This is a genomic window from Nocardia sp. NPDC058519 (assembly GCF_042719755.1).
GTDB lineage: Bacteria > Actinomycetota > Actinomycetes > Mycobacteriales > Mycobacteriaceae > Nocardia.
Genome location: NZ_JBHXNK010000017.1, coordinates 75380 through 100323, shown reverse-complemented (window position 1 = coordinate 100323; position 24944 = coordinate 75380). Strand labels below are relative to the sequence as shown.

The window sequence follows — 24944 nt, the reverse complement described above, 5'->3', positions numbered from 1 at the left end:
CGTAGCGCGCGGTGGTCGGTGTGGCCATCAGACGACCTGCCGCTCGCGCAGGTCGGCCACCTCGTCGGGGCTGTAACCGAGATCGGCCAGGATCTGCCCGGTGTGCTCGCCGAGCAGCGGCGCGCGCCGACGAATCCGTCCCGGCGTGCGCGACATCCGGAACGGCGTTCCGACGATCGGCACCGGCTTCGACGCTCCCGGATAGTCGATCCGCTCGAGGTAGCCCAGCTTCTCGACGTGTGGGTCCTCGAGCACGTCGTGAGTGCTGTGCATCGGCGCCGCGGGCAGTTTGAACTGCTCGAGCGCCGCGAGCACCTCGGCCTTGGTGCGACCACGGCACCAGTCCTGCATGAGGTCGTTGAGGAAGTCGCTGTGCTGCCATCGCAGGTCGTCACCGGCGAAGCGCGGGTCGTCCATGAGATCCTCCCGGCCGATCAACCGGCACCACCGGCGGAACATCGGCTGCCCGGCCACCTGGAGCAGCACCCAGCCGTCGGTGACCTCGTAGAGGTCGCACGGCGCGACCGAGGTCCCCCGATTGCCCATGCGCGGTTTGTCGACGCCGAGCAGGTCGCGCTCGATCAGGAACGCATTGCTCATCATCAGCGCGGTCGGCAGCAACGCGCCCTCGACGTGCTGGCCCTCGCCGGTGGCGCGATGGTGGAACAAGGCCATCATGACCCCGATGGCCAATGTCATCGCGGTGCCGAAGTCGGTGTAGGGGACCGTGGTGCGGATCGGCTGCTCGGGCAGGCCCTGGCGGTGGGTGGCGCCCGACATGACCTGGCCCGCACCGTCGAAACCGATCCGGTCGCTGTAGGGACCGCCCTCGCCGTAGGCCGTGGCGCTGGCCAGGATGATGTCGGCCTTGACCGCGCGCAGGGTGTCGTAGTCGAGGCCGCTGGCCCGCATTCCGGCCAACGGCATGTTGGCGACGACGATGTCGGCGCCTGCCACGAGGCGCCGGGTGATCTCGGCGCCGTCGGGCGTGGTCGAGTCCAGGGTCAGCGACCGCTTGTTGCGGTTGCACTGCAGGAACGTGCCGCCCTCGCCGCCCTCGGTCACCGCCTGGACCCAACGGTCCTCGCCGCCCTCGCGCTTCTCGACTCGGACGACGTCGGCGCCCATGTCGGCCAGGATCGCGCTGCACCACGGGGCGGCGATGAACCGGCCGTAGTCGAGCACCCGCACACCGTCGAGAACGCCCCTGGTCGTGCTCCCCCCGGCGAGCCGGTCGGCTCCCGTGCCGTCCGAAGGTGTGCTCCCGCTCTCGGCCATCGCCACTCTTTCCTCGTCGGTACTTCACGTCACCTTGGCAGAACCATAACGGTATTGTCTACTGTATCTCTAACAGTATGGGCCACGCCCTGTCCCCCAGGAGGAATGCATGCCGTTCGATACCATCGGCTACGAGGTAGACGGGCACACGGCCACCATCACACTGAACCGGCCCGAGGCCCTCAACGCGCTGAGCCCGCACATGATCACCGAACTGCGCGCCGCCTACGACGAGGCCGAGCAGGACGACAAGGTCTGGCTGCTGATCGTCACCGCGAACGGTCGTGCCTTCTGCACCGGCGCCGATGTCAAGGCGATCCCCGGCGACGGCAAGGTCCTCAACGAGAAGCCGTACCTGTCGACCTACGAACAGTGGGAGGCTCCGCAGGAGGGCACCCCGCCCTTCCGGACCATGACCAAACCGATCCTCGTCGCGATCAACGGAATCTGTTGCGGAGCGGGCCTGGACTGGGTGACCACCGGCGACATCATCATCGCCTCGGATCGAGCGACCTTCTTCGATCCCCATGTGAGCATCGGGCTCGTCGCGGGCCGAGAGGTGGTCCGGCTGGCGCGGGTGCTCCCGCGCACCGTGGCCCTGCGGATGGCGATGATGGGCAAGCACGAACGGATGAGCGCCCAGCGCGCCTACGAGCTGGGCATGATCACCGAGGTCGTCGAGCACGACCACCTGCTCGAGCGGGCTCGCGAGATCGCCGACACCCTCAATTCCAATGCGCCGCTGGCGGTTCGCGGCACCCGACTGGCGATCGTCAAGGGCCTGGACGTGCCGATGCACGAGGCCGAGATGCTGGCCGAGTCGTTCCGCGAACGGGTCACCCGCACCGAGGACGCGCTCGAGGGACCGCGCGCGTTCATCGAGAAGCGCACCCCGGAATGGCAGTGCCGATGAGCGCCGACTACAGCACGATCACGCTCGACGTCGACGCCGACGACCGGGTCGCCACCCTCACCCTGAACCGCCCCGAACGACTCAACGCCTTCAACCGCACCATGTGCGAGGAGGTCCGCGACGCGTGGCGCCGGATCAGGCTCGACGACTCGGTCAACGCGGTCGTCCTGCGCGCGGCGGGCACTCGCGCCTTCAGCGCGGGACTCGACATCAAGTCCGCCTACGGCCAACCCGCCGGGATCTGGCACCACGAGGACCCCGGCGAGGCGTTGAGCCCCAAGTGGCAGAAGATGTGGAAGCCGGTGGTCTGCGCGGTCAACGGCCTGTGCACGGCGGGTGCGTTCTACTTCGTCAACGAATCCGACGTGGTGATCTGTTCCGACGATGCCACCTTCTTCGACTCCCACGTGTCGGCGGGGTTGGTCTGCGCGCTGGAGCCGATCGGACTCATGCGCCGGGTCGGGCTCGGAGAGACCCTGCGCATCGCGTTGATGGGCAACGACGAACGGGTCTGCGCCGAGACCGCGCTGCGCATCGGCCTTGTCTCGGAAATCGTGACCCGCGAACAACTCTGGGAACGCGCGCACGCCATCGCCGCCACCATCGCGGCCAAGCCGCCGACCGCGACCCAGGGCACGGTGAAGGCGATTTGGGAATCGCTGGACAAGCCCTATCGGGCCGCGCTCGATCAGGGCCTCATCTACACCCGCCTCGGCAACCCGATCGCCAAGGCGGAGCTCGCCGCGGCCACGGAAGATCGGCAACGCCAGGCCATTTCGACCGAACCGAGGATTCGTTGATGACCGACACCCATGACCATCCACTGAGCGGGCGCATCGCCGGAGTCCTCGACCTGGCGCCGAGTTCACGGGCCCTCGAATTCGACGGGGCCTGGCACACTTGGGGCGAACTCGCCGAGACCGCGCGGCGCGTCAGCGCGCTGATCACAAGGCCGTGCCAGGTCGGCATCCTGTTGCGCAACCGCCCCGAACACGTGGCCGCCTTCCTCGGCGTTCTGCTCAGCGGCGCCACCGTCGTCGTGATCAACCCCGCCCGTGGCGACGACCGCACCCGGTCCGATATCGCCGCGCTCGACCTGCCACTGGTGATCGGCGGGCAGGCGGACCTCGCCGGGCTCGTCGAGTCCGGTGCCGCGACAGTCACCATCGCCGACCTCGACACCACGCCGATCCCCAGCGAGTCGGTCGGCGAGCACGACGCGGGCACACCGTTGCCGGGGATCGCCGTCCGCATGCTCACCAGCGGGACCACTGGGCCGCCCAAGCGCGTCGAGATCACCTACGACATGCTGGCGCGCAGTGTCATCGGCACCGACTTCGAGCAGGCCGCAGCACCGACCGCGCCGCGCGGCGGCGTCGCGATCGTCAATGCTCCGCTGGTACACATCGGCGGCATCTTCCGCATTCTGCAGTGCGTCGTCGACGCCAGACCGTTCGTCTTCCTGCCGCGCTTCGACCTCGACCGCTGGGCGGCGGCGGTGCGGGCGCATCGTCCGGGCGCGGTGTCACTGGTACCCGCTGCGCTGCGGATGGTGCTGCACTCGAGCCTGGGTCCACAGGATCTGGACGGCGTCCGGGTGGTTACCTCGGGCACCGCGCCGCTCTCGGCCGCCGACGCCGACACCTTCCAGGACAAATTCGGCATTCCGGTCCTGACGTCGTATGCCGCCACCGAATTCGGCGGCGGTGTCGCCGGCTGGACGCTCGACGACCATCGACAATTCTGGAATGCCAAGCGCGGCAGCGTCGGCCGGGCCAGTGGCGGCGCCCGCCTGCGGGTGGTCGGCGAGGACGGCACCGCGCTCGGGCCGGACGAGTCCGGCCTGCTCGAGGTCGCACCCGGTCAGCTCGGCCCCACCGCGAGCTGGGTGCGAACCACCGATATCGCCCGCATCGACGCCGACGGATTCCTCTGGATTCTGGGACGTGCCGACCAGGCCATCATCCGAGGTGGTTTCAAGATCCTGCCCGATGATGTGCGCGCCGCCCTCGAGGAACATCCCGCCGTCGGTGGTGCCGCGGTCGTCGCCAGAGCCGACGACCGGCTCGGCGAGACACCGGTCGCCATGGTCGAACTGCGAGCGGGTCGCCACACCGAGCTCGACGAACTGGTCGACTACCTGAGCACTCGGTTGGCCCGCTACGAGATCCCCACCGCCATCGCCGTCGTCGACGCGATCCCGCGCACACCATCGGGCAAGGCGGATCTGTCCGCGGTCCGCGATCACTTCACCGCAACCCCCATCGGCCGACGGCCACCTTCCGAAAGTGGTGATCCGACATGATGTCGACCATCCGAGAGATCAGCGGGCTACTCGACCACATCGGCTTCCGCAAGGCGACCGACCCCGACGGCTCGCTCGTCTGGGAACTGCCCGTCGCGCCACACGTGGTCAACACCTCCGGTGGGCTACAGGGCGGCCTGATCGCGACACTCGCCGACATCGCGGCGGGCACACTCGCTCTGGAGTTCCGTCCACCGAACACCGGCGTGGTCACCTCGGATCTCAGTGTGCGGTACTTCCGCCCGATCACCGACGGCACGGCGCGCGCGGTGAGCAAGGTCGTGCACGCGGGCAAACGGTCGATCGTCGTCCAGGTCGAGGTATTCGACGTCGTAGACGGCGCATTGGCCGCTCTGGCGACCGTCAATTTCGCCACGGTGAGCTTCGCGACCGACCGATCAGCGGCAGCGAACAGCTAGAACCGCAGCCGGTGCACGACAGGCCGGCGTCGGTCACACGATGCGGAGGCCGGATCGGAATCGCCCCGATCCGGCCTCATCGAATCCGGTTGGCACAGAGATGCTCCGGCAGCCGGAACCCGCAGACGTCAACTCCCGGAGTACATGGCGGCCACCGCGTCCGTCCTGGCCTTCAACGCGGCATTACGCGGAAGGTTGTCGACGACGACGATCGCGACCGGAACATGGTGGCTGGGCAGCCGATCCCGCACGTGCGCGACCAGATCCGCTTCCGAGGGCGCCGGCGTCCCACGACGCGGCTGCACCGCGGCGAACGGCACCTGACCCAATCGGCGATCCGGGACGCCGACGACACACGCATCGCGAACCCCGGGATGGGTCAGTAGGGCGGCGCGCACCGTTTCCGGCAGGATCTTGAAACCGCCTCGATTGATCGCGCCGTCGGCTCGCCCGTGTATCGTCACGAACCCGTCGGCATCCACGGAGGCGAGGTCGGTGGTTCGCACCCAGGTGCCACCGAGCGCGGCCACCTCGGCCTCGAGCAGTCCCTGCGCACCGACGCCCACCTCCGACCCGGTCTCCGCGTCGACGATGCGTACCCGGACGCCGGGCAGCGGCACGCCGACGCTGCCCGTCTTGGTCGCGCCGAATCGCTTGTGCAACTGCGGTGTCCACGCGCACACCGAACCGGCGAACTCGGTGGCACCGTAGGCCCACAACAACGGGATGCCGTAGCGACGTTCGAATTCCGCACGCAGTGCCGGCTCGAGCGGGCCGGAACCGCCCGGCAGATACTCCAGGGACGACAGGTCCTCTGGCGGCACCTCGGCTTCCAGCAGCATGCGAAGAATCGTCGGCTGCACGCCGGTCCGAGTGACCCGGTAGGTCTTGACCGCCCGCACCCATTCCTCGACCGTGAACTTCTCCAGCAACACCATGCGTTTGCCGAGGAACGGCGCCGCGAGAAGCTGACAGATACCGATGCTGCCGAACGGCCAGTACACCAATTCCGGTGGATCGTCGGGATCGGCGACGGTCGCCCCGCCGGTCATGGTGCGGACCGTATGTCCCAACGCCGCCAGCGGAATCGGCACCCGCTTGGGTGGGCCGGTCGTTCCGCTGGTCAGGATGTGCAATCCGGGCACGGTTGTCACCTGATCGGCGGCTCGATCGGTCGACCGGTCACCGCGGACGATGGTCTCGACCGAGGGCTCCTCCAGCGCCACCGCGATCCCGACACCGCCCACCCGCTCGCAGGCGGCCACGACCGGCGCCGTCCAGTCCCGCCGATCGGCGATCACCGCGACCGGACGTGTCTGTTCGATGTCGCGAGCGATGCCCGAGGCCGACTGATACGAGTTGATCATCGTGACCGGACGACGTTGAGTGATGAACCCGAGGATCGCGGCTGCGTGCGGCACCCGATTGCGGACGACGATCCCGATCGGGTCCTCGGCGCGCACGCCCGCACGGTCCAGCTCCGCGGTGATCCGATGGACGTAGGCTCGCACGGCGTCACCGGAATACCAGCGCCGCTCGAACTCTATGCACGGCCGCGCGCCGAAGCCCGCGAGCCCCTCGGCGAGTGTTGTCACGAGCTCGGTCGCGGCGGAGCTCTCGTCGTGATCCTGTATCGACATCGGTGGCCCTCCGATTCACTCAGGACCGGGCGGGAGCCGGCGGCCGGTAGAACAGCGCGAGCTGGCCGACACCGGCCGCGAGGCCGAGGCCGACGGCGAGGCCGAATCCCCACCAGCCGTCCACCCGGTCGGTGCCGAAGATCAGCTGGTCGAGGCTGATCCGGCCGGGACCGAGGGTGGCCACACTCACCGCGCCCACCGCCAGCACCAGGTTGTACTCCCAGCCCTCGCCCACGATGAAGAAGCCCTTCGACCTGTGCACCGTCCAGGCGGCGACCAGCATGAGCGCGACGAAACCCGCGGCCGCGAGGGGAGTGAGCAACCCGAATGCCAGCGCGAGGCCGACGCCGACTTCACTGCTCGCGGCGAGGCGCGCGTGCAGGATGCCGGGGCGCATCCCGATGCTGTCGAACCAGCGGGCCGTGCCCGGTATCCGACCACCCCCGAAGAACTTCTGGTAGCCGTGCGCGGCCATGGTGAGGCCGAGACACACCCGCAGAATCAGCACACCCGTGTCGTACGCAGTCATCGCTTTACCGCCCTGTCCATCGAGTTCCGCGCCGTGACCACGATCCTCGACACATCTCCCGTATTACTTACCGCTGGTATTACAGTAATGTTAGACATAACGCGCGTCCGGTCAAGACGGCGCATCGGGCCACGCTTGCCCATGAGACATTTCGAGCACGACGGCGACACTACGCCGCGAACGAGGAGACCCTGCCATGACGAGCGCATCCACCGCCACCAGCGCGGTCAACGCAGAAGACTTCAGCGAAATCCTCGCGCAGACCAAGGATTTCGTACGAAACGTGGTCGTGCGGCGAGAGCGCGAGATCGCCGAACAGAACCGGATGCCCGACGAGATCGTGCACCAGGCCAAGGCCATGGGCCTGTTCGGCTATGCGATTCCCCAGCAGTGGGGCGGCCTCGGACTCGACCTCGCCCAGGACGTCGAACTGGCCATCGAACTCGGCTACACCACGCTCGCGCTGCGCTCACTGTTCGGCACCAACAACGGTATCGCCGGTCAGGTCCTGGTCGGGTTCGGCACCGAGGATCAGAAATCCCGATGGCTCGAACACATCGCCTCCGGCGCTGTCGTCGCGTCGTTCGCGCTCACCGAGTCCGGCGCCGGCTCCGATCCCGCGGCGCTGCGCACCACCGCGTCCAGGTCGGGCGAGGACTGGATCATCAACGGCGAGAAGCGCTTCATCACCAACGCGCCGGTCGCCGACCTGTTCGTCGTGTTCGCTCGCACCCGCCCCGCCGACGAGGACGGCGCGGGCATCTCGGTGTTCCTGGTCCCCGCCGATACCCCCGGCGTGGAAGTCGGCCCGAAGGACCGCAAGATGGGCCAGGAGGGCGCGTGGACCGCCGAGGTGTATTTCCGCGATGTCCGCGTCGGTGCGGACGCGCTCGTCGGCGGCAACGAGGACATCGGCTACCGCGCGGCGATGACCTCGCTGGCGCGGGGTCGTGTCCATATCGCGGCACTCGCGGTGGGCACGGCGCAGCGCGCACTCGACGAATCCGTCACCTACGCCGCGACAGCCACCCAGGGCGGTACCCCCATCGGGCGATTCCAGTTGGTCCAGGCCCACCTGGCGGATATGCAGACCGGGGTGATGGCGGGCCGCGCGCTGGTTCGTGATGCCGCGCGGGCATGGGTGGCGGGCGAGGACCGGCGGGTGGCGCCGTCGGTGGCCAAGCTGTTCTGCACCGAAATGGCTGGGCGGGTGGCCGATTCGGCGGTGCAGGTCCACGGCGGTACGGGGTATATGCGCGATGTTGCCGTGGAACGGATCTACCGTGATGTCCGGTTGCTGCGGCTGTACGAGGGCACCAGTGAGATCCAGCGCCTGATCATCGGCGGCGGGCTGATCCGGAATGCCGAGCGGGCCGCGAGGTAACGGGCCGGGTCGGCCACCGCATCGGTGGTGGCCGACCCGGTCGCCGGATATCAGCTCAAGTCGAACGGACCCTCGGCGATCACAGCTCCCAAGCCGCCGAGGTCGATACCGAGCTCGGCGGTCGCGCTCACGCAGGCCGCGACGTCCTTGCGCAGGAACGGCGCGGCACGTTTCTCGAATTTCGCCAGACCACCGGTGCGCCGGATCGAATCGGCCGCGTAGCTGTTGCCACTGGCCACCGACAGCGCCTGCAGCAGTTGGCCTTCCTCGATGCCCAGCTTGCGGCCGACCTCGGCCGCCACAGCAACCAGTTGCGCGTTCGCGGCGAACAGCGCGTTGTTGACCAGCTTCACGCCGAGCGCGCTACCGAGCGCACCCGTGGCCAGAACCGAACTCGCGTAGGCGGACAGCACCGGACGGACGGCTTCGACGGCCGCCGACGGACCGCCGAGCAATACCGTGAGCCGCCCGGCGGCGATGTCCTCGGCCGACCCGCTGACCGGCCCATCGAGCAGGACCGGACCATCGTGTCGCGCGGCGGCCAGCTCCGTGATCGTCGAGACCGTGCCGGTCGTGTGCGAGACCACCACCGCGTCGGCCCCCGCCGACGCCAACACCCCGTCCGGGCCCGAGAGTACCTCGCGCAACTGATGATCCGAGAACAGGCAGGCGATGATCACCTCGCTGGATACCGCGGCTTCCCGCACCGAGTCGACGATTTCGGCCCCCGCGGCCCGCAGGCGTTCGCGCACCGCGTCCTGGCGCGCGTAGACCACGGTCCGATGACCTGCCGCCACCAGTCGAACCACCATCGGCTCGCCCATCTGGCCCGCTCCGATGAACCCGACAACCTTCGACATCCGCGCCGCTCCTCACTCGCGTTGAACCCGTTCGCTACCGAGAACGATGCGACGAGCCACTGATCGACAGTGCTCCAGTAACGCCAACTGTAACAGCGCCGTCCAGCGCGGCACAGTAGCTTCTTGTGCCGCGAACAGTCGGGCAATAGGGTGACGCGACACGGTACTGTTGCCTTTACGATAAAACATACGATAATAAGTTCTGGCGCGCTGGTACACGGACCTGGGATCGCGATCCCTGTCCCACACTCCAGCGATCGCCCGAGAGCTCGAGGAGAAGACGTGACCGGCCGACACAGCGACAAAGTCGCCTTCATCACCGGCGCAGCGCGCGGACAGGGCCGCGCGCACGCCGTGCGCCTGGCGCGTGAGGGCGCCGACATCATCGCTGTCGACCTCGCGGGCCCGCTGCCCGCGGCGGTTCCCTACGATTCCGCCACGCCGCAGGACTTCGAGGAAACGGTGCGGCTGGTCGAGGCGACCGGCCGCCGGATCGTCGCCGCGACCGTCGACACCCGGGACCTGGACGGGCTGCGCAAAACGGTCGACGAGGGAGTTGCCACCCTGGGCCGACTCGACATCATCGTCGCCAACGCGGGCATCTGCATCCCACAGCGGTGGAACGAGATCACCCCCGAGTCGTTCCGCGATGTCATCGACATCAACGTCACCGGCACCTGGAACACCGCGATCGCCGGCGCCGACCACATCATCGACGGCGGGCGCGGCGGCTCGATCATCCTGATCAGCTCCGCCGCCGGGCTGAAGATGCAGCCCTTCATGGTCCACTACACCGCCAGCAAGCACGCGGTGACCGGCATCGCCAGGGCGTTGGCCGCAGAACTGGGCAAACATCGGATCCGGGTCAACAGCGTGCATCCGGGCGCCGTGTTGACCCCCATGGGCAGCGGGGACATGGTCGCCGCGCTCGGCCGCTCGCTCGAGTCCAATCCCCAGCTCGGACACATGACGACACCGTTCCTGCCGGACTGGGTGGCCCACCCCGAGGATGTCGCCGCCGCTGTCAGCTGGCTCGCCGACGACGAATCCCGCTACATCACCGCCGCGCAGATCGCGGTCGACCTGGGCTCGACTCAGTACTGAACGCCCGTCACGCCGAAAGGATCAACACCATGTCACTTCTCGAGGGCCGTGTCGCGGTCGTCACCGGCGGGGCGCAGGGCATCGGCCTCGCTATCGCGTCGACCTTCCTGCGTGAGGGCGCGCGGGTGGTCGTGGGTGACCTCAATCCCGAGGGGGCACGAGAAGCACTCGGCTCGAATAACGTTCGCGCGGTCCACTGCGACGTGACCCGCGCCGAGGACGTCTCGGCGCTGCTCGCCACCGCGCTCACCGAATTCGGTTCGGCCGACATCATGGTCAACAACGCGGGCATCACCCGCGACGCCTCCATGCGCACGATGAGCGAGGAGGATTTCGACCAGGTCGTGTCGGTCCATCTGAAGGGCAGCTGGCACGGGACGAGGTTCGCGTCGACGATCATGCGAAATCAGGGGCGCGGCAGCATCATCAATATCTCCTCGTTGTCAGGCAAGGTGGGGATGGCGGGCCAGACCAACTATTCGGCCGCGAAGGCGGGCATCATCGGTCTGACCAAGGCCGCGGCCAAGGAGACGGCCCGATACGGCGTGCGGGTCAACGCGATCCAGCCCGGCCTGATCCGTTCCCCGATGACCACGGCGATGCCCGTCGATATCTGGGACAAGAAGATGGCGGAGATCCCGATGTCGCGAGCGGGTGAACCGGAGGAGGTCGCCGGTGTCGCGCTGTTCCTCGCCTCGGACCTGTCCTCGTATATGACGGGGACCACGCTGGAAGTGACGGGCGGGCGGTTCATGTGACCGGCTGGCAGCCACACACCGTCGTCACCGACGAATACGTCGACCCAGCACCGGTCGCGGCGCTGCGCGCGGTTCTCGACTCCGGTGCGCCGCCGATCGGTGTCGGCGATCCCCTCCCGCCGCTGTGGCATTGGGCGGCGCTGGCGCATTGGCCCGTGTCGTCGGAGATCGGAGCCGACGGGCACCCGGCCCGTGGTTCCTTCCTGCCTCCGGTGGATCTGCCGCGCCGCATGTTCGCCGGCGGTGCCGTGGTGCTGCACGAAGCGGTGACCATCGGGTCGACGGTGCGCCGCGAGTCGCGAGTCGTCGCCGTGACGCCCAAGACCGGGCGAACGGGGCCGCTGGTGGTGGTCGATGTCGAGATCCGGCTCTACACCGGCGCGGACACCCTCGCCGTGGTGGAACGTCAGAATCTGATCTACCGCGAGGCCGTGGCGCCCGGCTCGATCGGTCCCCCGACGCCGTCCGAGCCCGAGCCCGCGGGCACTCCCCTGCGCCGCGTGGCCGAATGGGACTGGGAATTGCGCACCGATCCCACCGTCTTGATGCGGTTCAGCGCCGCGACGGCCAACCCCCACCGCATCCACTACGACTGGCCGTACGCGACCGGCGTCGAGGGATACCCGGCGCTGGTGGTGCACGGACCGCTCATGACCCTGGCCATGGCCGAGACCATTCGACGGGAACGGCCCGATCGGGCACCGACCCGGCTGCGCCACCGCAACCTCGCGCCGTTGTTCTGCGCCGAACCGGCCCGCATCCAGCGTCGCGACACCGCCGATACCGACCTCGAACTCGCCGTCCGCACCGGTGGCGGCACCGACCGAACCGTCGAACACACCGTTCTGACCGCCGATTTCGACCATGACGGAGACCGAACCCATGCGTGAAGCAGTGATCTGCGAACCTGTCCGTACCCCCATCGGACGCTACGGCGGGGTGTTCTCCTCGCTCACCGCGGTCGATCTCGGCGTCACCGCCCTGCGCGGGATGCTGGAACGGACCGGGATCGACCCCGATGTCGTGGACGACGTGATCCTCGGCCACTGCTACCCCAGCAGCGAGGCTCCCGCCATCGGCCGCGTCGTCGCCCTCGACGCCGGACTGCCGGTGACCGTCGGCGGCATGCAGATCGACCGGCGCTGCGGATCCGGGTTGCAAGCGGTCATCCAGGCGGTCATGCAGGTCGCCTGCGGCGCAAGCGAAGTGGTGGTCGCCGGCGGTGTGGAGAGCATGACCAACACCCCGTTCTACTCCCTCGACATGCGCTGGGGCGGTGCACGAGGTGGCGTCCGCGTCCACGACGCGCTGGCTCGCGGACGTGAGACCGCCGGTGGCAAGACCTATCCGGTGTCGGGTGGCATGCTCGCAACCGCCGAGAACCTGCGCCGGACCTATTCGATCCCCCGGGAGGAACAGGATCGGCTCGCGGTGACCTCCCATCAGCGTGCCGTCGAGGCCGCGCGCAGCGGTGCCAGCGCCGAGCAGATCATTCCGGTCACGGTGTCCGCGCGCCGGGGAGATTCGGTGGTCGACGCCGACGAGCATCCCCGCGCCGACACCACCCTCGACTCCCTCGCCGCGCTGAAACCGATTCGGGCGCAGATCGATCCGGACTCGACGGTGACCGCGGGCAATGCCAGCGGCCAGAACGACGCGGCGTCGATGTGTCTGGTGACCACCCGGGACAACGCCGAACAACTCGGCCTCACTCCCCTGGTCACCCTGAAGTCGTGGGCCGTGGCCGGGGTGCGACCCGATGTCATGGGTATCGGACCCGTCCCCGCCACCGATGCCGCCCTCGGCCAGGCGGGTCTCTCGCTCGCCGACATCGACCTGATCGAACTCAACGAAGCGTTCGCGGCGCAGGCACTGGCGGTCATGCGGGAATGGAAGTTCGGCGAACGCGATCTCGACCGCACCAATGTGCACGGCTCCGGCATCTCCCTCGGACATCCGGTGGGCGCCACCGGCGGCCGGATGCTGGCCACCCTCGCCAGGGAACTGCACCGGCGCGAGCTGCGCTACGGGCTGGAGACGATGTGCATCGGCGGCGGCCAGGGCCTGGCCGCTGTCTTCGAGCGGGTGGTGTGAGCATGGCCGCGCGCGCCTTCACCTCACTCGATGATCTCTCGGCCGCGATCGGCGACACCGTCGGTCCCGGGCCGTGGTGCACGATCGACCAGGAACGAGTCGACGGGTTCGCCGAGTGCACCGGCGACGATCAGTGGATCCACGTGGACCACGCGCGCGCCGCCGACGGCCCCTACGGCGCCACCATCGCGCACGGCTACCTCACCCTGTCGATGCTGCCGTTCCTCGGTCGCGACCTCTACACCATCGAATTCGGTTCGGCGCGAATCAACTACGGCAGCAACAAGGTTCGGTACCCCTCCGCCGTGCGTGTCGGCACCCGGGTGCGTGCCTCGGCGACCCCTGTCGACTTGTCGGTCGAGATGTCGCGGTGCCTGCTCACCGTGCGTTGGGTCGTCGAGAACGAGGGACAGGACAAACCGGTGCTGGTGGCCGAAACCCTCACGGTGGTGGTGTTGTGACCCGCGCCGAGCCCATCGCATCCGCTGACCCACGCCACGAAGGCGCCGATTCCACCGAACGGATATCCCGATGAAACTCGGACAAACCCACGGCCTCACCGAGGTGCAGACCGAAATCCTCACCACTGTGCGCACGTTCGTGGACAAGGAGATCATCCCGGTCGCGCAGGAACTCGAACACGCCGACACCTATCCGCAAGCCATCGTCGATCGGATGGCGGAGATGGGTTTGTTCGGGCTGATGATTCCCGAGGAGTACGGGGGTCTCGGCGAATCCCTGCTGACCTACGCGTTGTGTGTCGAGGAACTGGCGCGCGGCTGGATGAGCATCTCCGGTGTCATCAACACCCATTTCATCGTCGCGTACCTGCTCGCCCAGCACGGCACCGTGCAACAGCGGCGACATTTCCTGCCGCGCATGGCCACCGGTGAGGTGCGCGGGGCGTTCTCCATGTCCGAACCCGAACTCGGCTCGGATGTGGCCGCCATCCGCACCAAAGCCGTCCGCGCGGAGTCGGGCGAATACACGCTCAACGGCCGAAAGATGTGGCTGACCAACGGATCCACGGCCACGGTGGTCGCCACCTTGGTACGCACCGATGAGGGCCACGAACGCCCGCACGACAATCTCACCGCCTTCCTGCTCGAGAAGCCCGCCGGATTCGGTGAGGTCGCACCCGGGCTGAGCATTCCCGGCAAGATCCACAAAATGGGTTACAAGGGCATCGACACCACCGAGATGCTGCTCGACAACCATGTCGTGCCCGCGGATGCCGTCCTCGGCGGCGAACCCGGTCATGGCTTCAAGCAGATGATGGACGGCATCGAGGTCGGCCGGGTCAATGTCGCGGCCCGCGCCTGCGGAATCGCGCTGCGCGCGTTCGAACTCGGCGCGCGCTACGCCCAACAGCGCTCGGCCTTCGGCAAACCCATCGTCGAACACCAGGCCATCGGGTTCTCGCTGGCCGAAATGGCCACCAAGGTCGAGGCGGCCCATCTCATGATGGTCAACGCGGCTCGTCTCAAGGATTCCGGCCTGCGCAACGATGTCGCGGCGGGCATGGCCAAATATCTGGCCAGCGAGTTCTGCAACGAGGTCACCCAGGCCAGTTTCCGGATCCACGGTGGCTACGGCTATTCCACCGAATACGAGATCGAACGTCTCATGCGCGAGGCGCCGTTCATGCTGATCGGCGAGGGCACCAGCGAGATCCAGAAACGGATCATCGGCAAGGGTGTGCTGCGCGACTATCGGCTCTGAGATCGTCGTGGACGGGTGACGGCCGGACCAGTCGATGGTCCGGCCGAAACCATGGCGGCTCAGACGAAATCGGAGCCACCGTCCACATTCACATTCGCGCCGGTCATATACGAATTGCGGCGCGAGGCCAGGAAGGCGGCGACCGGGCCGATCTCCTCGGGCAGCCCGGCCCTCGGCATCTGCGCGGGGTGCCCGTAGTGGGTGCCGATCGCCTCCATGAGGCGGTAGGGATCGTCGTCCTCGATGCCCGCCGAGCGCGCCCAGTCGGTGAGCGCAGGGGTGACGAAGGTGCCCGGAGACACCACGTTGACCAGGATCTCCTCCTTGGCCAGCAACAGCGACAGGTTCTTCGAGATGCTGGTCACCATCGCCTTCGCTGCGGTGTAGGCAACCAGGGACACCGTCTGGCGCTGGGTCGAATGCGCGGAGAAGTTCACGATCCGCCCCCACTCGGCCTCGCGCAGCAACGGCAGCGCCGCGTTGACGCAGTGCACGATGGCGAGCGCCCCGTGATCGACTGCCTCGTGCCACTGCTCGTCGGACAGGTCCTCCACCGTCCCCTGCACATTCGGGCCGACGGTGGTGATCAGCGAATTGAGTTCACCGCCCCACCGATGCCCAAGTCGGGTGAAGGCCGATTCCACCTGCGCGAGGTCGCGCGCGTCGGCGACGAGACCGACCGCGTCCGGACTCCCCCGATCCACCAGACTCGCGACCGCGCGCTCGACATCCTCGGCGGACCGGCCGACGACCGCGACCCTGGCCCCTTCCTCTGCCAAGCACTGCGCCGTGGCCAGCCCCATCCCACGGCTTCCACCGACCACGACGGTCGCCGCGTCCCGCAATCCCAGATCCATACCGCTTTCCGCCTCACGTCGAGAGAACCGCCGTTCCGGGTCGGACCGCTGCGGACTGTCGTCGGCCCACGGCACGATCGGATGGCTCGAGCCACTACTGTAATGCATTCAGTATGGCTTACGGGAGTTCGGTGGGGACTACCCGACGGCGTTTTCCTCGATGCCGTCGATCAGCTTCCACCGCAACGCGGTTGCGGTGTCGACACGGTCGCCGGTCAGCATCATCCATGCCGCGCGCCAGCGCCCGATCCGGCGCGGGACGCTGACAGTACCGCCGGCCCCCGGCACCAACCCCATCTCGATCTCGGGCAGTCGGAAGTAGGTTTCCGGCGCCGCGATCAGCTTCCCCGCGAAGGCTGTCATCTCGATGCCCGCCCCGATGCACGCCCCGTGTACCCGGGCGCAGACATGGTCGCGCAGTCGGTCGATGATCCGCCACGGCGCGCGTTCGAGTCGCACCTGATACGCGGCCACCACATCGACAGCGGTGCCGAACTCGTCGAGATCGCCACCGCTGCAGAACACCGGCCCCGCGCCGCGCAGGAGCACCCGGTCGATGCTGTCATCGAGTTCGGCGAGACGAAGCGCCTCCAGAAGTTGTTCGCGCAGCGGCGAACTCAGTGCGTTTCGACGCTCCGGATGGTCGAGAACGACCGACAGCAGGTCGGCGTCGCGGTCCAGCCGCACCAGCGGTCGGTCGGGAAAGCGCACCGGCTTCGGTCCGCCCCGTTCGGCCAGCCACCGCTCGAACTCGCTGCCTGCCAGCAGCATCGAGTAGACCGCGGCCTCCGCCCCGAGTCCCGCGGTCGTATCCGGCACCGTCGTCTGGCGCAGCAGTCGCCCCAGCGCCACGCTCGCCTGCGGATTGCGCCGCACCGCTGCCGTCAGGTGCTCCACCGCGGCATCGGGGTCTGGGTGGTCGACGATCATCGGCGAGGTTCCGGCGTCCTCGGCCAGCGTCAGGGTGAGCGCGCGCAGCAGCGGCACCAGGCTCGGCGAGGCCGGTCCCCGCAGCACCCCGATCGACAGCCGCAGCGAACCGGCCAGCGCTTCGGCGACCCGTGCGATCCGCTCCGTCGATTCCCCCGCCCACACGTCCAGCGGAACGACCAGTATCGGGTTTCTCGGCGCGCCCTCCGGGCTGATGTCCAGTTCCAGGGCGTCCAGGGCCAGATCGGTAGCGTCACGGCTCACCGCGCAATAGTGACATGGTGTCCGTCCCGTAGTGACCGAGACCGCGCGACCCCCTCGACCTACTATCGAGCCGTGCAACCTAGGACAGCGTCGGTTCCCGGTCCGCCCGCGGCGGACTGGGCGGCGAGCGGGGTGGTCGCCCTCTCCGGTCGCCCCGACGGACCGATGCTGGTACCGCCGGGGCGCGCGGCCACCATGGCCCGCGAACTGACCTCGACGCTGGCCGCCGTCTCAGGCCAGGCGATCACCGTCGACGGTGCCCACCTGCTGGGCGAACGCGCCGCGCTTGCCGGCCTGCGGCGCCGGGGAACGGTGTCGGCGGGCGGCCGTTGCCGGTTGCTGCCCACCGCCGACGGGTGGGCGGCGGTCTCCTGCGCCCGGCCTGATGATCCGCTCCTGCTCGGCGCACTGATCGGGGACGAGCTCGACGCGGTGAATCCGTGGCCCGCGCTTGCCGACTGGGTGCGCGCCCATCGCGGCGCCGAACTCCTCGAACGCGCCGAACTCCTCGGCGTTGCGGCCGGCCCCGTGCGGCACCGCGAACGCGTGCACTGCCCGGCACCGATGACGCCGAGGCCGGTCGAAGGGCTGCTCGTCGTCGACTTCAGCGCCTTGTGGGCGGGTCCGCTGTGCGCCCATCTCCTCGGGCTGGCAGGCGCGCGGGTGGTCAAGGTCGAGACCCCGGGACGGCCCGACGGCGCTCGCCGCGGAAACCCGGAGTTCTACGCGCTGCTGCACCATGGGCACGAATCGGTGGTTCTCGATCCTGCCGACACTGCTGGACGGTCGGCGTTGTCGGCCCTCGTCGACGCCGCCGACATCGTCATCGAGGCGTCAAGGCCCCGCGCGCTGGCCGGGTTCGGACTCGACGCCGAGGCTGCTGTCGGACGCGGGGCGAGCTGGGTGTCCATCACCGCCGCGGGTCGAGCGTCGAACCGCATCGGTTTCGGGGACGATGTCGCCGCGGCCGCCGGACTGGTCGCCCACGAACCCGGTTCGGGCACACCGGCATTCGTCGGCGACGCCATCGCCGATCCACTCACCGGTCTCACCGCCGCCGTGCTCGCGATGTCCTCGCCCACCGACGGTCGCGGAGTGCTGTGGGACATCTCGATGACCGATGTCGTCGCGAGCACACTGACAACCGATCCGGTGCCGCGCACGTCACAGCGCGGCGACAGCTGGTTCATCGATTCCGACGCCGGACCGATTCCGGTCGCACAACCACTGTCTCGCACCCCGATCGGCCCCGCCGCAGAGTCCGGTGCCGATACCGCGCGAGTACTCGAATCGCTCCGGATCCCAGTGCCGTGACCGATACCCAACTGCCCGCGGCCGACCGGGCCATCATCGTGCGCGACGCGGAGATCGACGGCATTCCAGGTCTCGATCTGCGGGTGCGGGACGGCAGGATCGACGACATCGGGCCGTCACTGTCCACGGACGGGGCCACGGAGGTGATCGACGCGCGCGGCGGTGCCGTCATCCCCGGACTGCACGATCACCACCTGCACCTGCACGCCACGGCCGCCGACGCGGCGTCGGTGCATTGCGGCCCGCCGGCAGTCCGCGACCGCCGCGCACTGGGCACGGCCCTCGCCGAGGCATCGGGAGACGATCATGGCTGGGTCCGCGGCGTCGGCTACGTCGACACCGTCGCGGGCGATCTCGACGCCGTCGCCCTCGACGGCTTGCACGCGACCCGACCGGTGCGAGTACAGCACCGCAGTGGCGCGATGTGGATCCTCAACTCCGCCGCTCTCGCCGCAGCGGGAATCACCGACGCGGCGCATCCCGGCGTCGAATGCGATGCCGATGGCGTCCCGACCGGCCGGATCTGGCGCGCGGACACCTGGTTACGCACACGGCTGCCACCGGCGAGGCCACCGCATCTCGGCTCGCTCGGCTCCACCCTCGCCGAGTACGGCATCACCGGTGTCACCGACGCGACCCCTGATCTGTCGACCGGGTCGCAGGCCGCGCTGGTCGCCGCCGTGACCAAGGGTGACCTACCGCAACGGTTACACCTGCTCGGGATCCCCGTGGGCAGCGCGGCTCCGCTGCCGGAGCGGATCGGTGTCGGACCGTACAAGATCGTCATCGCCGACTCCGGACTCCCCCCGTTCGACGATCTGGTGGAACAGATCAGCGCGGCCCACCGCGGCGGACGGGCCGTGGCCGTCCATTGCGTCAGCCGCGAAGCACTGCTCCTGCTGCTCGCGGCCCTGGATGTGGCGGGCGATTTCCCCGGCGACCGCGTCGAACACGCGGCGCTGGTTCCCGCCGACACCATCGGCGATCTCCACCGTCACGGCCTGCGGGTGGTGACCCAACCGGGTTTCCTGTCCCGGCGCGGCGACTACTACCTCGACCATGTCGAACCCGACGACCTCGACGATCTGTACCGCTGCCGAAGCCTGCTCGCGGGGGGTGTCCCCCTCGCCCTGTCCAGCGACTCCCCCTACGGCCCGCTCGACCCGTGGGCGGTGATCGCCGCGGCCAGTCGCCGATCCACCGAAACCGGCGCGACCATCAATATCGACGAATGCCTCACGCCCGCACAGGCGCTCGCGGGATACCTCACCCCAGCCGAAGACCCGGGTGGGCGCCCACGCCGGATCCGACGCGGGGCGTCGGCCGATCTCGTCCTGCTGCGCGCACCGTTGGAGCAGGTACTACGCGACCCGTCGGCCGATGCCGTCGCTCGCACCCTCTTTGCGCGAGCGCCGGCGCAGCCGTGATCGGCAGCTAGGTGGCGGGTAGCGCAGCCGCCGGAACCGTGTCGGCGACTTCGAAAGACGAATCGTGCCAACCACACGGCAACCCACACGTGCGATACAGCCTGCGCTCGACCAACCCGCTGGAATAGGCGCAGACCGTCTCCGACGCCTGCGCCGCGTAACCGCATCGTGGACATTTCGCGAAGTAGTCGAGCAGGTCGTAGCTGATGGTACGAACCACCTCGCCGGGGATCCGCGCACCGTGCTCGTAGGCCGTGCCGGGTGGCGCGGCCGATCGCGGGTGCGCGATTGTCAGCGCCCTGCGTCGAGAGTCCCTGTACTTCGTCATCGACCGATCACCTCGACACTCACGGAAATCCCAGAGGGAATTACTGTTGCCACGACAGTAGTCGAGAATATTCGAGCCCGAGCGCTGATCAGAGATATACTGTAAACCTTCCCGTATAGCTTATGATCGGCACGTGCCGGATACATGGAACGACCTCATGACTTGCCTCGACCTCCGATCACTGCCCACCGATGCCACGTCGCCGAGTCCGGCCGAACCCCTCCTCGCCTTCGCGGGATCGAATCAACAGCTGCCCCATCGACGCCTCTTCGGCGGGCAACTACTCGGCCAGTTCGTGCGCACGGCGAACGCGGTGAACCCGGACAAGACGGTCAAGTCACTCCATGCGTCGTTCTTCCGGGAAGGCACATCCGACACTCCCGTTCACTACATCGCCGACCCGCTCCACGACGGACGCTCGTTCGGCGCACTGACCGTGACCGCGACCCAGGGCCGCCGCCCGATCGCCACCTGCGCCGTCTCGCTGCATGCCAGCGAAGCGGGCCCGACACACCAGCCGATTCGGCCCACCGCAGCACCGCCCGGTCCCGAAAACCGCGTCCGGTTCGATCTGCTCCCCTGGGACACCCGGTCGGTCACCGATCTCGACGCCCACGACGACGGGCGAGCCGACTACGACCTCTGGATGCGAATCCCCGACACACAGGACGCCGGGACCGCCGCCGCGCTGCTCGCCTATTCCACCGACCTGAACGTCATCGGCACCGCGCTACGCCCGTTCGACGGCATCGACCAGCGCGGCAACGGCACCGCGTTCACCTCGGCGACCACCTCGCACACGGTCTGGTTCCATCGACCGTTCGCCACCGGCGATTGGCTGCTCCTGCGCCACTACAGCGCGATGGTCGCGCACGGGCGCTGCTTCGGACGAGGGGAGGTCTTCACCACAGACGGCACGTTGGTCGCCTCGTTCGCCCAGGAGGCCCTGCTCAGGTTTCACGTCGACGCCGTCCCGGCCACATGAACCACGACTCATACTGTATGCATTACAGTAGATAGGACTGCAGTGATGGAAGGGAACCAGATGACGAACACCGCCGACCCGGCCGCAAGCCGGACCGAGGAACAATTTCGCGATGCGCCGATCTTCGACGCCGACCAGCACATGTACGAGACCCCGGACTCGCTGACGAAGTACCTGCCGGAGAAGTACGCACGTGCGGTGCAGTTCGCGCAGATCGGGCGCCAGACCCGGATCGTGATCAACAACAAGGTCACCGACTTCATCCCCAACCCGACCTTCGAGCGGGTCGCCGCGCCCGGCGCGCACGAGAAGTTCTTCGCGGGCGAGAACTCCGAGGGGCTCACGCTGCGAGAGATGCAGGGGCCCGCGATCGAGGCACCCGCGGCCACCCGCAACCCGGTGGACCGGATCACCGAGCTCGACCGCCAGGGTGTCGTCGAGGCACTCAACTACCCGACGCTCGCGAGCCTGGTCGAGCATTCGGCGGCCGACGATCCACAGCTCACCCTGGCGATCATCCACGCGCTCAACCAGTGGATGGCCGAGCACTGGTCCTACAACTACGCCGACCGCATCTACTCGACCCCGATCATCAATCTCTCCGAGGTCGACGCCGCCCAGCGCGAACTGGAATACATCCTCGACAACGGCGCGAAGGTCGCCTTGATCAAGCCGGGCCCGGTGAACGGCCTGCACGGCTGGCGCTCACCCGCGCTGCCCGAATTCGACCCGTTCTGGCGTGATGTCGAAGCCGCGGGCCTGCCGATCGTGCTGCACGCCAGCTACCCACCGCTGGACGGCTACATTGCCTCCTGGGAACCGCCGCACACCGCGAACTTCATGGCGCAGAGCCCGTTTCGCTGGATGGCGCTGGGGCATCGCGAGATCTCCGACATGATCACCAGTCTCATCTGTCACGGCACCCTGACCCGTTTCCCGAAGCTGCGCGTGGCCAGCGTCGAGAACGGCAGTTCGTGGATCTACCCGCTGTTCCACGACTTCGAGGACCTGCACAAGAAGATGCCGCAGAACTTCCCCGAGCATCCGCACGAGGTGTTCCGCCGCAACATCTGGGTCAGCCCGTTCTGGGAAGGGTGCGTGGCCGATGTCGTCGACACGGTCGGCTGGGACAAGGTCCTGTTCGGTTCCGACTACCCGCACCCGGAGGGTCTTGCCGAGCCGAAGGGCTTCTGGAAGTACGCCGAGGGCATGGACGTCAGGCGCACCTATGACTTCATGGGCGACAATGCCCGCCGCTTCCTCGGACTGCCCATCGCCAACCCTGATCCGAGCGTCGCGACCACGACAACCAGCTGATCCAGACGACTTCAGCCGCCGCCGAATCGGATTCGGCGGCGGCTGTTCTCATCGGGTCGCCTGATGCTCAGACGCGCATGTCATCGAGAAGCGCGGCCAGCAGTGCGAGGCTGTCATGTGCCTCGACGCCCGCGACAGCGCGCGCCACACCACAGCGGGTCACCGCCACCGACTGCATTCGTTCACCCGCCTCAGCGGTACAGACGATGGCGAGCAGCAACTCGGCGATGCCGACCTTGTACAGCGTCCACAGCTGCTCCGGGTCTGCCGTGATGCCCGCGGCGTCGAGCCGGGCGGCGTAGCGCTCGACAAGTCCTCGTTCGATCTCGCGCAGCAATTCCGGCTCCAGCGACGAGTTCGCGAAGTAGGCGACATCGCGCATGCCGCAACCGGTCGTCGAGATCTGCCAGTCCAGGAAGCCCGGCGTCGAGCCTTCGAAGAACAGGTTGCCCAGATGTGGGTCCCCGTGGATCAGGGTCTGCGGTTGGTGGGCCCAGAAGGCGTCGATCTCCCTGCCACGTTGATAGAAGATCCGGATCTGCTCCCGGACCGTCGCCGGGACCAGGTCCGCGGCGTGCCCGGTGAGTGTGCCGAGCAGCCGGCGCCGGATCAGGATCCCGAGTTGGGTTTCCACCTCCGATCGTGCGGCGGTACCCGCCGCACCTGCTGGATCCCGCCAGAAGGCGGCGTGCAGATCCGCCATGGCGTCGACGACGGCCTCCGCTTCGCTTCGGTCGAGCGGATCGCCGACCGTGCGAAACCGCGCGGTCGGCGACAGATCCTCCAAGACCAGCACAGCCCGACCCCGCACCGGGTCGAACCGCGTCGCGTAACAGCGGGGCACCCGGATCGGTGGTGCGTCGCCTAATGCGCGATAGGCGTCGATTTCTCGCGCCCCGAGGCTGAACAGGTTCATCAGGACATGCTGAAAGTAGTTGCGCGGCGGCATTTTCAGGAACAGGGAGGCCGGAATTTCGGCATCCGAGGTCACTTCGATGCGCGCTCGCGCCGCCGTACCGGAATGGGCGTCCACGACCCGTATCCGGTGGATCGTCTCCGGTGCCACGCCGAAGACCTCGGCGAGCCAGGCGGCGGTCACGTCCTCCACGCGCAGTGGTGCGCGCGTACCACCCGTCGGTACAGTGCGATCGAACGCGACCCGCAATGCCTGCCCGGCCACCGAACCGATGGCTCGGGCAGTGAGGACCGAAGCCCGCACTATCTCCCTCCGCCTTCTCGGGCGATCCGCTCGTCGTGGCGACGGACCAGTTCCCGGAACCCGATGGGTTCCCAGCCGGGTTTGGGTTGGACGCTCCATTCGTCACGTGCGGTGGTCTGCCCGGCCGCTTCGGCCTGCCCGCCGAGCGGCGGTGCGTTGAAGTCGGCGGGATACTGGCATTCCAGGGTGTCGTCGGAGTAGCGGACCTTTATCATCTCGTGGCAGATCTCCTGCAGTGACAAGGTCGGCCAGCCGTACCAGATCGCGAGCGCGGGTACGGTGAACGCCCCTTCGACCACCAGCGCCACCAGGCAGATCATGATCCCCCGCTTGAGCCAGCGATGCATGCGCGCGAAAGGTGGCGTGGTGCCCAACGGAAGTTCTTCCGGCGGAGCCGATCCCGATTCGGACGACGGTGTACTCATCGCGAAATTCTCCTTCAGCAGATAAATCGAGTCGAACCGCGGTCAGTCGGCGAATATCTCGCGATTGACCGTATGCAGATAGGGGATTGCCAGGAATGGCGTGATGTAGAAGATGTCGTAGAGCCACCAGCCGAACACCGGCAGCACGACACCGTCGAAGCGGATATCGGCGTACACGGTCATATTCACGATGTAGCCGACCCAGATGACCACACCGAACCAGCAGGTGACCGTCAGCCACTGATGGCCCCACCGCTTCATCTGCAGGAAGGCGATCGCGGCGGCGATCCGCATCGGAAAGACGACGAGCACACAGGCGATTTCCCAGCCCTTCTCGCCAGGCGCGCCCGACCCGCCGATCCACAGCTCGTTGTAGTGCCACCAGTAGCCACCGTCGAAGAAATTGCCCCAGGCGGTGAAGAAGACCCGCGTGACCAAGGTGTGGCTGGCGAAAACGTCGAGCACCCAGCCGATACTGTTGAGGAAGGCGTCGAGAATGACGAGATACCCGATCAGCGTGACGATGAGCGGGCGCACGGATAATCCCTCTCGCTGCGCTCGGCGCTGCAGCCACACGCCGCGCAGAAAGACCGGCAGCCCCACCAGGCCCAAGATGTAGGTACCCATCAGTGCCGTGCCGGCGGTGAGCCAGATATCGGCGCGTCGCTGACTCGCCCGGCTTTCCGCTTCGTGCTCGTCATAGCTTCCGGCGGTCCGGATATCCGCGCTCGGTGGATTCGCCGATCCGGTGCGGCGCTTGACAAATGTCGGCAAATTCACGATTTTCTCCTACCAGTCACTGTTCATCAGCATCTGCACCTGGATGAGGAACATCAGCAGCAGAAACCCATAGATGGTGATTTGGAAGACGA

25 protein-coding genes are annotated in these 24944 nt (G+C 67.9%); 15 read left to right on the top strand and 10 right to left on the bottom strand.

The window, feature by feature from the left end; translation table 11 throughout:
- Positions 1–27 precede the first annotated feature (27 nt).
- A complete protein-coding gene (locus ACFWPK_RS19840; protein ID WP_378917769.1) occupies positions 28–1278 on the bottom strand; it encodes a CaiB/BaiF CoA transferase family protein in 1251 nt (416 codons plus the stop codon).
- 109 nt (positions 1279–1387) lie between these two features.
- Between ACFWPK_RS19840 and ACFWPK_RS19835 the strand changes: the two genes are divergently transcribed.
- Genes ACFWPK_RS19835 through ACFWPK_RS19820 form a run of 4 tightly spaced genes read left to right on the top strand, consistent with a single transcriptional unit; the run spans position 1388 to position 4915 of the window.
- Positions 1388–2191, top strand: a complete 804-nt coding sequence (locus ACFWPK_RS19835; RefSeq protein WP_378917767.1) for an enoyl-CoA hydratase/isomerase family protein — start codon at positions 1388–1390, stop codon at positions 2189–2191.
- Complete coding sequence (locus ACFWPK_RS19830) at positions 2176–2991, top strand: enoyl-CoA hydratase/isomerase family protein (RefSeq protein WP_378917765.1); 816 nt, start codon at positions 2176–2178, stop codon at positions 2989–2991. Before ACFWPK_RS19835 ends, ACFWPK_RS19830 begins: the two co-directional genes overlap by 16 nt.
- Positions 2991–4496, top strand: a complete 1506-nt coding sequence (locus tag ACFWPK_RS19825) for a class I adenylate-forming enzyme family protein (RefSeq protein WP_378917763.1) — start codon at positions 2991–2993, stop codon at positions 4494–4496. The genes ACFWPK_RS19830 and ACFWPK_RS19825 overlap by 1 nt, the downstream gene beginning before the upstream one ends.
- Positions 4493–4915: a PaaI family thioesterase gene (locus ACFWPK_RS19820; protein WP_378917761.1), complete on the top strand. Its 423-nt coding sequence runs from the start codon at positions 4493–4495 to the stop codon at positions 4913–4915. The genes ACFWPK_RS19825 and ACFWPK_RS19820 overlap by 4 nt, the downstream gene beginning before the upstream one ends.
- A gap of 128 nt (positions 4916–5043) precedes the next feature.
- On the opposite strand, the gene ACFWPK_RS19815 is transcribed toward ACFWPK_RS19820, so the two are convergent.
- Positions 5044–6555: a class I adenylate-forming enzyme family protein gene (locus ACFWPK_RS19815; RefSeq protein WP_378917759.1), complete on the bottom strand. Its 1512-nt coding sequence runs from the start codon at positions 6553–6555 to the stop codon at positions 5044–5046.
- A 19-nt stretch (positions 6556–6574) separates the two neighbouring features.
- A complete protein-coding gene (locus ACFWPK_RS19810) occupies positions 6575–7084 on the bottom strand; it encodes a DoxX family protein (RefSeq protein WP_378917757.1) in 510 nt (169 codons plus the stop codon).
- A gap of 196 nt (positions 7085–7280) precedes the next feature.
- Between ACFWPK_RS19810 and ACFWPK_RS19805 the strand changes: the two genes are divergently transcribed.
- A complete protein-coding gene (locus ACFWPK_RS19805) occupies positions 7281–8468 on the top strand; it encodes an acyl-CoA dehydrogenase family protein (RefSeq protein WP_378917755.1) in 1188 nt (395 codons plus the stop codon).
- A 50-nt stretch (positions 8469–8518) separates the two neighbouring features.
- Here the strand turns inward: ACFWPK_RS19805 and ACFWPK_RS19800 are convergent, their stop codons facing one another.
- The gene (locus ACFWPK_RS19800; RefSeq protein WP_378917754.1) at positions 8519–9328 is read right to left on the bottom strand and encodes an NAD(P)-dependent oxidoreductase; all 810 of its coding nucleotides are present in this window, start codon (positions 9326–9328) and stop codon (positions 8519–8521) included.
- A gap of 282 nt (positions 9329–9610) precedes the next feature.
- Here ACFWPK_RS19800 and ACFWPK_RS19795 point away from each other — a divergent pair, with 282 nt between their 5' ends.
- The 6 genes from ACFWPK_RS19795 to ACFWPK_RS19770 all read left to right on the top strand — a co-directional run bounded on the left by ACFWPK_RS19795 (position 9611) and on the right by ACFWPK_RS19770 (position 15006).
- Positions 9611–10432 carry a mycofactocin-coupled SDR family oxidoreductase gene (locus ACFWPK_RS19795; RefSeq protein WP_378917752.1) on the top strand — a complete coding sequence of 274 codons (822 nt, stop codon included), beginning with the start codon at positions 9611–9613 and terminating at the stop codon, positions 10430–10432.
- 29 nt (positions 10433–10461) lie between these two features.
- A complete protein-coding gene (gene fabG, locus ACFWPK_RS19790) occupies positions 10462–11190 on the top strand; it encodes a 3-oxoacyl-ACP reductase FabG (RefSeq protein ID WP_378917750.1) in 729 nt (242 codons plus the stop codon).
- Entirely contained in the window at positions 11187–12080 is an 894-nt protein-coding gene (locus ACFWPK_RS19785; protein ID WP_378917748.1) for a hypothetical protein, read from the top strand. Before fabG ends, ACFWPK_RS19785 begins: the two co-directional genes overlap by 4 nt.
- A complete protein-coding gene (locus ACFWPK_RS19780) occupies positions 12073–13284 on the top strand; it encodes an acetyl-CoA C-acetyltransferase (protein WP_378917746.1) in 1212 nt (403 codons plus the stop codon). Before ACFWPK_RS19785 ends, ACFWPK_RS19780 begins: the two co-directional genes overlap by 8 nt.
- A gap of 2 nt (positions 13285–13286) precedes the next feature.
- Positions 13287–13745: a MaoC family dehydratase gene (locus ACFWPK_RS19775; protein WP_378917744.1), complete on the top strand. Its 459-nt coding sequence runs from the start codon at positions 13287–13289 to the stop codon at positions 13743–13745.
- Positions 13746–13815: 70 nt separating this feature from the next.
- The gene (locus ACFWPK_RS19770; RefSeq protein ID WP_378917742.1) at positions 13816–15006 is read left to right on the top strand and encodes an acyl-CoA dehydrogenase family protein; all 1191 of its coding nucleotides are present in this window, start codon (positions 13816–13818) and stop codon (positions 15004–15006) included.
- Positions 15007–15065: 59 nt separating this feature from the next.
- Here the strand turns inward: ACFWPK_RS19770 and ACFWPK_RS19765 are convergent, their stop codons facing one another.
- The gene (locus tag ACFWPK_RS19765; RefSeq protein ID WP_378917863.1) at positions 15066–15863 is read right to left on the bottom strand and encodes an SDR family NAD(P)-dependent oxidoreductase; all 798 of its coding nucleotides are present in this window, start codon (positions 15861–15863) and stop codon (positions 15066–15068) included.
- A 138-nt stretch (positions 15864–16001) separates the two neighbouring features.
- Complete coding sequence (locus ACFWPK_RS19760; protein ID WP_378917740.1) at positions 16002–17057, bottom strand: enoyl-CoA hydratase/isomerase family protein; 1056 nt, start codon at positions 17055–17057, stop codon at positions 16002–16004.
- Between the two features lie 165 nt (positions 17058–17222).
- Between ACFWPK_RS19760 and ACFWPK_RS19755 the strand changes: the two genes are divergently transcribed.
- Positions 17223–18371, top strand: a complete 1149-nt coding sequence (locus tag ACFWPK_RS19755) for a CoA transferase (RefSeq protein ID WP_378917860.1) — start codon at positions 17223–17225, stop codon at positions 18369–18371.
- On the top strand, positions 18368–19798 hold the full coding sequence (locus ACFWPK_RS19750) for an amidohydrolase family protein (RefSeq protein WP_378917738.1): 1431 nt from the start codon (positions 18368–18370) through the stop codon (positions 19796–19798). Before ACFWPK_RS19755 ends, ACFWPK_RS19750 begins: the two co-directional genes overlap by 4 nt.
- 7 nt (positions 19799–19805) lie before the next feature.
- Here the strand turns inward: ACFWPK_RS19750 and ACFWPK_RS19745 are convergent, their stop codons facing one another.
- Positions 19806–20126, bottom strand: coding sequence for a hypothetical protein (locus ACFWPK_RS19745; protein WP_378917736.1), 321 nt, complete (start codon positions 20124–20126; stop codon positions 19806–19808).
- 133 nt (positions 20127–20259) lie between these two features.
- Here ACFWPK_RS19745 and ACFWPK_RS19740 point away from each other — a divergent pair, with 133 nt between their 5' ends.
- Both ACFWPK_RS19740 and ACFWPK_RS19735 read left to right on the top strand, forming a co-directional pair.
- Positions 20260–21111 (top strand): acyl-CoA thioesterase, encoded by an 852-nt coding sequence (locus tag ACFWPK_RS19740; protein ID WP_378917734.1) that lies wholly within the window; start codon positions 20260–20262, stop codon positions 21109–21111.
- 60 nt (positions 21112–21171) lie between these two features.
- Positions 21172–22428, top strand: coding sequence for an amidohydrolase family protein (locus ACFWPK_RS19735; RefSeq protein WP_378917732.1), 1257 nt, complete (start codon positions 21172–21174; stop codon positions 22426–22428).
- Positions 22429–22495: 67 nt separating this feature from the next.
- On the opposite strand, the gene ACFWPK_RS19730 is transcribed toward ACFWPK_RS19735, so the two are convergent.
- From ACFWPK_RS19730 to ACFWPK_RS19720, 3 genes are read right to left on the bottom strand one after another with little or no spacing between them, the layout of a single operon-like run.
- Complete coding sequence (locus tag ACFWPK_RS19730; protein WP_378917730.1) at positions 22496–23647, bottom strand: phosphotransferase; 1152 nt, start codon at positions 23645–23647, stop codon at positions 22496–22498.
- Entirely contained in the window at positions 23647–24072 is a 426-nt protein-coding gene (locus tag ACFWPK_RS19725) for a hypothetical protein (protein ID WP_378917728.1), read from the bottom strand. Before ACFWPK_RS19725 ends, ACFWPK_RS19730 begins: the two co-directional genes overlap by 1 nt.
- A gap of 42 nt (positions 24073–24114) precedes the next feature.
- Complete coding sequence (locus ACFWPK_RS19720; RefSeq protein WP_378917726.1) at positions 24115–24852, bottom strand: hypothetical protein; 738 nt, start codon at positions 24850–24852, stop codon at positions 24115–24117.
- Positions 24853–24944: the final 92 nt, after the last annotated feature.

Bases quoted from the DNA above. Each gene is read 5' to 3' on its own strand.
- ACFWPK_RS19825 (WP_378917763.1), top strand. From the start codon at position 2,991: ATGACCGACACCCATGACCATCCACTGAGCGGGCGCATCGCCGGAGTC.
- ACFWPK_RS19765 (WP_378917863.1), bottom strand. From the start codon at position 15,863: ATGGATCTGGGATTGCGGGACGCGGCGACCGTCGTGGTCGGTGGAAGC.
- ACFWPK_RS19815 (WP_378917759.1), bottom strand. From the start codon at position 6,555: ATGTCGATACAGGATCACGACGAGAGCTCCGCCGCGACCGAGCTCGTG.
- ACFWPK_RS19725 (WP_378917728.1), bottom strand. From the start codon at position 24,072: ATGAGTACACCGTCGTCCGAATCGGGATCGGCTCCGCCGGAAGAACTT.
- ACFWPK_RS19810 (WP_378917757.1), bottom strand. From the start codon at position 7,084: ATGACTGCGTACGACACGGGTGTGCTGATTCTGCGGGTGTGTCTCGGC.
- ACFWPK_RS19830 (WP_378917765.1), top strand. From the start codon at position 2,176: ATGGCAGTGCCGATGAGCGCCGACTACAGCACGATCACGCTCGACGTC.
- ACFWPK_RS19770 (WP_378917742.1), top strand. From the start codon at position 13,816: ATGAAACTCGGACAAACCCACGGCCTCACCGAGGTGCAGACCGAAATC.
- ACFWPK_RS19835 (WP_378917767.1), top strand. From the start codon at position 1,388: ATGCCGTTCGATACCATCGGCTACGAGGTAGACGGGCACACGGCCACC.
- fabG (WP_378917750.1), top strand. From the start codon at position 10,462: ATGTCACTTCTCGAGGGCCGTGTCGCGGTCGTCACCGGCGGGGCGCAG.
- ACFWPK_RS19775 (WP_378917744.1), top strand. From the start codon at position 13,287: ATGGCCGCGCGCGCCTTCACCTCACTCGATGATCTCTCGGCCGCGATC.
- ACFWPK_RS19800 (WP_378917754.1), bottom strand. From the start codon at position 9,328: ATGTCGAAGGTTGTCGGGTTCATCGGAGCGGGCCAGATGGGCGAGCCG.
- ACFWPK_RS19745 (WP_378917736.1), bottom strand. From the start codon at position 20,126: ATGACGAAGTACAGGGACTCTCGACGCAGGGCGCTGACAATCGCGCAC.
- ACFWPK_RS19780 (WP_378917746.1), top strand. From the start codon at position 12,073: ATGCGTGAAGCAGTGATCTGCGAACCTGTCCGTACCCCCATCGGACGC.
- ACFWPK_RS19735 (WP_378917732.1), top strand. From the start codon at position 21,172: ATGACGAACACCGCCGACCCGGCCGCAAGCCGGACCGAGGAACAATTT.
- ACFWPK_RS19820 (WP_378917761.1), top strand. From the start codon at position 4,493: ATGATGTCGACCATCCGAGAGATCAGCGGGCTACTCGACCACATCGGC.
- ACFWPK_RS19755 (WP_378917860.1), top strand. From the start codon at position 17,223: ATGCTGGTACCGCCGGGGCGCGCGGCCACCATGGCCCGCGAACTGACC.
- ACFWPK_RS19805 (WP_378917755.1), top strand. From the start codon at position 7,281: ATGACGAGCGCATCCACCGCCACCAGCGCGGTCAACGCAGAAGACTTC.
- ACFWPK_RS19840 (WP_378917769.1), bottom strand. From the start codon at position 1,278: ATGGCCGAGAGCGGGAGCACACCTTCGGACGGCACGGGAGCCGACCGG.